Here is a 6,201-nt window from a genome sequence, read left to right as displayed (position 1 = left end):
GCATCAGGCGTGCGCCGCTGCCGGCAGCGGCTGATTGCGGCTCCAGGCAAACAGCAGTGCGCCGCCAATGATCATCGGCAGGCACAGCCACTGGCCCATGCTCATGTTCAGCGCCAACAGGCCGAGGAAGCTGTCCGGCTCTCGGAAGTATTCGGCAATGAAGCGGAACAGGCCGTAGCCGACCAGGAAGGCGGCAGACACCTCGGCTCGGCGGCGCGGCTTGCTGCCGAACCACCACAGCAGCCCGAACAGCAACATGCCTTCCAGCAGGAACTGGTAGACCTGCGAAGGATGCCGGGGCGTGAGGCTGCCGGACTGTGGGAAGATCATCGCCCACGGCAGCGACGGATCGGCCTCGCGGCCCCAAAGCTCCCCGTTGATGAAGTTGCCGACGCGGCCGCTGGCAAGGCCGGTGGGCACGCAGGGCGCGATCAGGTCGGTCACGTCCCAGAACGAACGGCGGCGCAGCAAAGCGAAGACGAACATCGCGGCGATCACGCCCAGCAGCCCGCCATGGAAGGACATGCCGCCCTTCCAGACCGCGAACACCTCCAGCGGGTGCTGCAGGTAGTACATCGGCTTGTAGAACAGCGTGTAGCCAATGCGGCCGCCCAGCACCACGCCGACCACACCGAAGAACAGCAGGTCCTCCACGTCCCGCCGCGTCCAGCCGGCGTTGGCGAACCAGGGTTTTTTCACGCGCCGCGCGCCCAGGTACAGGAACAGCGCAAAGGCGACCAGGTAGGTGATGCCGTACCAGTGGATCTGGACGGGCACGCCGAATCGCGTGAGGTCCAGCGCGATGGGGTTGAACTGAGGGTGCATCAAAGGCATGGGGCGGGATGATAAGGCGGCCCGCCGTCACCCTGCCTTGCCAGGGCTACACTGAGGCTTCTGGACCAACGCCCTTCCGCCATGGCCTCCGACCTGAACCGCCGCTCCAAGCACATCACCGAGGGCGTGGCGCGGGCGCCCAACCGCTCCATGTACTACGGCATGGGCTATCAGGAGACCGACTTCGGCAAGCCGATGATCGGCGTGGCCAACGGGCACTCCACCATCACGCCCTGCAACTCGGGCCTGCAGAAGCTGGCGGACGCGGCCGTCATTGGCCTGAAGGAAGCCGGCGCCAACCCTCAGATCTTCGGCACGCCGACCATCTCCGACGGCATGGCCATGGGCACCGAAGGCATGAAATACAGCCTGGTCTCGCGCGAGGTGATTGCCGACTGCGTGGAGACCTGCGTCGGCGGCCAGTGGATGGACGGCTTGATCGTCATTGGCGGCTGCGACAAGAACATGCCGGGCGGCATGATGGGCATGCTGCGCGCCAACGTGCCGGCCATCTACGTCTACGGCGGCACCATCCTGCCGGGCCGCTACAAGGGCCAGGACCTGAACATCGTCTCGGTCTTCGAAGCGGTTGGCCAGTTCTCCGCCGGCAACATGAGCGAGGAGGACTTCTGCGAGATCGAGCGCCGCGCGATTCCCGGCACCGGCTCCTGCGGCGGCATGTACACCGCCAACACCATGAGCTCGTCCTTCGAAGCGCTGGGCATGAGCCTGCCGTATTCATCGACCATGGCCAACGTGGAAGAAGAGATCGTCGCCAGCGTGAAGCGCTGCGCGGCGGTGTTGGTGGCGGCGGTCAAGCAGGACCTGAAGCCGCGCGACATCGTCACGCGCAAATCCATCGAAAACGCCGTGGCCGTCATCATGGCCACCGGTGGCTCGACGAATGCGGTGCTGCACTTCCTGGCCATCGCCCACGCGGCCGAGGTCGAATGGACCATCGACGACTTCGAGCGCATGCGCCGCAAGGTGCCGGTGCTGTGCGACCTGAAGCCCAGCGGGCAGTTCCTGGCGATTGACCTGCACCGCGCCGGCGGCATACCGCAGGTCATGAAGACGCTGCTGGCCGCGGGCCTGCTGCACGGCGACTGCATGACCATCACCGGCAAGACCGTGGCCGAGAACCTGGCCGACCTGCCGGACCAGCCGCGCGCCGACCAGCAGGTGATCCGCCCCATCGCCAATCCGATGTACGAAGAAGGTCACCTGGCCATCCTGAAGGGCAACCTGAGCCCGGAAGGCTGCGTGGCCAAGATCACCGGGCTGAAGAACCCGGTCATTACCGGCCCGGCGCGGGTGTTCGACGACGAACAGTCCGCCCTGGCCGCCATCATGGCCAAGCAGATCCAGGCCGGCGACGTGATGGTGCTGCGCTACCTGGGCCCCAAGGGCGGCCCAGGCATGCCGGAGATGCTGGCGCCCACCGGCGCGCTGATCGGCCAGGGCCTGGGTGAAAGCGTGGGTCTAATCACCGACGGCCGCTTTTCCGGCGGCACCTGGGGCATGGTGGTGGGCCATGTGGCGCCGGAAGCCTTTGATGGCGGGACGATTGCGCTGGTGCAGGAAGGCGACTCGATCACGATAGACGCGCATCAGCTGAAGCTGCAGCTGAATGTGGCTGACAGTGAAATCGCCCGCCGCAAGGCCGCTTGGGTGAAGCCCAGGCCACGCTACACGCGCGGCGTGCTGGCCAAGTTCGCCTTCAACGCATCCAGTGCCAGCGCTGGCGCAGTGCTGGACCGCTTCGAGTAGGCAGGTGCCGGCCCATCCAGCGAAAAGCTGCCGCCCGGAGAGCCCGTGCGGCAGCTCGTTGTTTTGGGAAGACGGTTCAGCGCTTGCGGTTGCGATTGCCGCCGCGCAAATGGTCCAGACCCATGTTGGCAATGTTGCGCCGCCGCCGCTCGGCCTTGCGCTCCTCGTCTTTTTCCATTTCGCGCTTGCGCGTCAGGCCACTGGCATCGGCATAGGCCCACCAGGCCAGCGCCAGCACAAAAGGCAAGGCAATCCACCACCAGTCCAGGTGACCCACGAAGCCCCAATCCAGCAGCCAAAGTGCCAGCAGCACCACCCCGATGATGATGAACGCCATGTGCGATTTCCCGGTTGCCGCGCCGCTCGAACGCAAACCCTGCGTCGCAGCCGTCCCTACAATGTTCTGGGCACGAATGTAATTCACACAGCCCTCATTTCCTCACTCACGGAAAGATGCCGATGAAAGCGCTGATCACACTACTGGCCCTGGTGGCCGCCTCGCCAGCCTTTGCACAAGCCGAGTTGGCCGCCAAGAAGAACTGTCTGGCCTGCCATGCCGTCGATAAAAAGATCGTCGGCCCGGCCTACAAGGACGTGGCGGCCAAATATGCCGGCCAGAAGGACGCGGTGGCCAAGCTGGCCGACAAGATCCAGAAGGGTGGCTCCGGCGTGTGGGGCCCCGTGCCAATGCCAGCCAACGCCGTCACGCCGGACGAAGCTAAGCAGCTCGCGACCTGGGTGATGTCGCAGAAGTGACGCCGCGGCAGCCGCCGCACGCTCATCCGCCCAAGGCCGCACCCGCGGCCTTTTTGCTGCCCGCAACTTTCTCCAGGGCGGTTCACCCCGTTCCTCGCGCTGCGCCGTAGAAGCTGGTATCCAGACCTTAGGATGCCACCATGACCCGGCTCAACCAGTTTGCACTCGCCGCCATCAGCGCCATCGCCTTCGCTGCACAGGCTCAAGCCCCCGCTCCCGCCCTCGCCGGCATCGAACAACGCAGCACGCTGGCCGACCAGCAGGCGATTGCGCTGACCATCTACAACGACGACCTGGCGCTGGTGAAGGACCGCCGCCAGCTCGCGCTGCCGCGCGGCGTAAGCCGGCTGGCGCTGCGCGATGTCGGCGCCCGCATGCGGCCCGAGACGGCGCAGCTGCGCAGCCTGTCGCAGCCCGGTGCCTTGAGCGTGCTGGAGCAGAACTTCGACTTCGACCTGCTCACGCCGGCCAAGCTGCTGGAGAAGTCGGTTGGCAAGACGGTGCGGGTCATCAGGACGCATCCGCAGACCGGCGCCGAGACCGTGGAGACCGCCGAGGTGCTGAGCGCGAACCAGGGCGTGGTGCTGAAGATCGGCGACCGCATCGAGACCGGCATGCCGGGCCGGCTGGTGTTCGACGGTGTGCCGGCCACGCTGCGCGACCGGCCCACGCTGGTCACAGAACTGGACAACCAGCTGGCCGGCCCACAGGCCACCGAGCTGTCCTACCTGACCGGCGGGCTGTCCTGGCACGCCGACTACGTGGCCGAGCTGAGCGCCGATGACCGCACGCTGGACCTGAACGGCTGGATCACGCTGACCAACCAGAGCGGCACGGCTTACCCGAACGCACAGGTGCAACTGGTGGCCGGTGACGTGAACCGGGTGAAGGAGCAGATGGACATGCGCATGGCGCGCGGCCGGGTCATGATGGCCGAGGCTGCTGCCCCCGCCGCACCGAAGGTGGCCCAGGAGACCTTGTTCGAATACCACCTCTACACATTGGGCCGCGCCACCACGCTGGCAGAGAACCAGACCAAGCAGGTCGCGCTGATGAACGCCAGCGGCGTGCCGGCGACCAAGGAGCTGCTGTTCAGCGGCAGCGACCACTACTACCACGACAGCGTGGGTGAACTGGGCCGCAAGCTCAAGGCGCAGGTCTTCGTGGCCTTCACCAACCGTGAGGCCGACCACCTCGGCCAGCCGCTGCCCAAGGGCGTGGTGCGGGTCTACAAGCGCGACAGCGCCGGCCTTGCGCAATTCGTCGGCGAAGATCGCATTGACCACACGCCGAAAAACGAGACGCTGCGGCTGCACCTGGGCGAGGCCTTCGACGTGACGGCCGACAAGAAGCAGACCGACTTCAAGCGCCGCGAGCCGACCAACCAGGCCAGCTACGTGGCCGAAAGCGCCTACGAGATCGTGCTGAAGAACGCCAAGCCCGAACCGGTGACGGTCACGGTGCGCGAGCCGGTGCCAGGCGACTGGAAGATGCTGGAGAGCTCCCAGCCATACGAGAAGGTGGCGGCCGGCACGGCGCAGTGGCGCATCAAGCTGCCGGCCGAGGGCTCTGTGACGCTGAAATACCGGGTGCTGACGCGGTTCTGAAAGGGGGCGCCAGGCGGCACGCCGCGTGCCCCTGTGGCGGCATCGGCGTCGCCTTTCGCGCTTCGCCTGCTGCCACCTCAGGAGCCCGTTGCCGATGCGCCCGGTCCATGTTGCCGCTGTTCAAGCTCTCGCAGCGGGTTCTTCGTGACACGCCGCTGGGAAATCGACGCCTTGCGCGGGCTGATGCTGGTGCTGATGACGCTCACGCACCTGCCCACGCGCTTCTCGGACCCGACCGGCCAGCCGTTCGGCTTCGTGTCGGCGGCCGAAGGTTTCGTGATGCTGTCCGGCTACATGGCCGGCATGGTTTACACGCGCAAGGCGCGTCAGAAAGGCCACGCCGTGATTCCCGGCGCTTTCCTGCGGCGGGCGCTGAAGATCTACCTGTGCCAGGCCGGCCTGCTGCTGTTCCTGTTCACGCTGATCGCCATCGTGGGCCTGATGGCGCGGCAGGAAGCCGTGACCAACCTGCTGTCCTTCTACCTGGCGCACCCGCTGCAGGCCTTTATCAGCGGCATGCTGCTGGTCTACAACCCGCCGCTGCTGGACATCCTGCCCATGTACATCCTGCTGATGCTGGTCAGCCCTCTGGTGCTGCTGCACGGCTTGCACCGCGGCTGGGGCGGCGTGCTGGGTTTGAGCCTGCTGCTGTGGCTGGCGGCGCAGTTCGACCTGCCGCACCTGCTCTACGACCGCATGGCCGAGGCCAGCAGCCTGCAGTGGATGCCGTTTGCCGAGCTGGGCTCGTTCAAGCTCTTCGCCTGGCAGTTCCTGTGGTTGCTGGGCCTGTGGATGGGTGCCAGCGGCGCCGACGACGGCCCGACGCCGGGTTGGGACTTTCCGCGCTGGATGGTCAACACAGCACTCGCGGTTGCGACGGTGATGCTGATCTGGCGCCATGCGGTCGGCCAGGTGCCGTTCAGCGAACCCAGCGCCTTCAACCTGCTGTTCGACAAGTGGCAGCTGGGCCCCGTGCGCTTGATGAACTTCTGCGCGCTGCTGGTGCTGGTGATGCACTTCGGGCCCTGGCTGAAGACCCGGCTGCCGCGTGTGACAGCGCTTGAAACCCTGGGCAAGGCCTCGCTGCCGGTCTTCTGCATGCACCTGCTGCTGGCCCTGGTGGCGCTGACCATCTTCGGCTCGTCCACGCCGGAACGGCCGGTGTGGATCGACGTTGTGATCCTGGCCGCCACGCTGGGTGTGTTGTACGGCGTGGCCTGGGGCAGCCTGCGCA

6 protein-coding genes are annotated in these 6,201 nt (G+C 66.3%); 4 read left to right on the top strand and 2 right to left on the bottom strand.

Annotated features, from left to right (window positions below; translation table 11 throughout):
- Positions 1 to 3: 3 nt before the first annotated feature.
- Positions 4 to 834 carry a prolipoprotein diacylglyceryl transferase gene (gene lgt / locus FKP22_RS18115; RefSeq protein WP_141289015.1) on the bottom strand — a complete coding sequence of 277 codons (831 nt, stop codon included), beginning with the start codon at positions 832 to 834 and terminating at the stop codon, positions 4 to 6.
- Positions 835 to 915: 81 nt separating this feature from the next.
- On the opposite strand from lgt, the gene ilvD reads away from it, so the two are divergent.
- Positions 916 to 2,604 (top strand): dihydroxy-acid dehydratase, encoded by a 1,689-nt coding sequence (ilvD, locus tag FKP22_RS18110; RefSeq protein WP_141289013.1) that lies wholly within the window; start codon positions 916 to 918, stop codon positions 2,602 to 2,604.
- Between the two features lie 76 nt (positions 2,605 to 2,680).
- Here ilvD and FKP22_RS18105 read toward each other — a convergent pair whose 3' ends face one another.
- Entirely contained in the window at positions 2,681 to 2,941 is a 261-nt protein-coding gene (locus FKP22_RS18105; RefSeq protein WP_141289011.1) for a TIGR04438 family Trp-rich protein, read from the bottom strand.
- A gap of 122 nt (positions 2,942 to 3,063) precedes the next feature.
- Between FKP22_RS18105 and FKP22_RS18100 the strand changes: the two genes are divergently transcribed.
- The 3 genes from FKP22_RS18100 to opgC form a co-directional block, all read left to right on the top strand.
- Positions 3,064 to 3,360: a c-type cytochrome gene (locus FKP22_RS18100; protein ID WP_141289009.1), complete on the top strand. Its 297-nt coding sequence runs from the start codon at positions 3,064 to 3,066 to the stop codon at positions 3,358 to 3,360.
- A 140-nt stretch (positions 3,361 to 3,500) separates the two neighbouring features.
- The gene (locus tag FKP22_RS18095; protein ID WP_141289007.1) at positions 3,501 to 4,967 is read left to right on the top strand and encodes a DUF4139 domain-containing protein; all 1,467 of its coding nucleotides are present in this window, start codon (positions 3,501 to 3,503) and stop codon (positions 4,965 to 4,967) included.
- Positions 4,968 to 5,111: 144 nt separating this feature from the next.
- Positions 5,112 to 6,201, top strand: a 1,090-nt coding sequence (gene opgC, locus FKP22_RS18090; protein ID WP_141289005.1) for an OpgC domain-containing protein, incomplete at its 3' end; no start/stop codon positions are given.

It is taken from the genome of Ideonella azotifigens (genome assembly GCF_006519715.1).
Classification (GTDB): Bacteria; Pseudomonadota; Gammaproteobacteria; order Burkholderiales; family Burkholderiaceae_C; genus Ideonella; species Ideonella azotifigens.
This window is presented reverse-complemented; position numbering and strand designations above follow the sequence as displayed.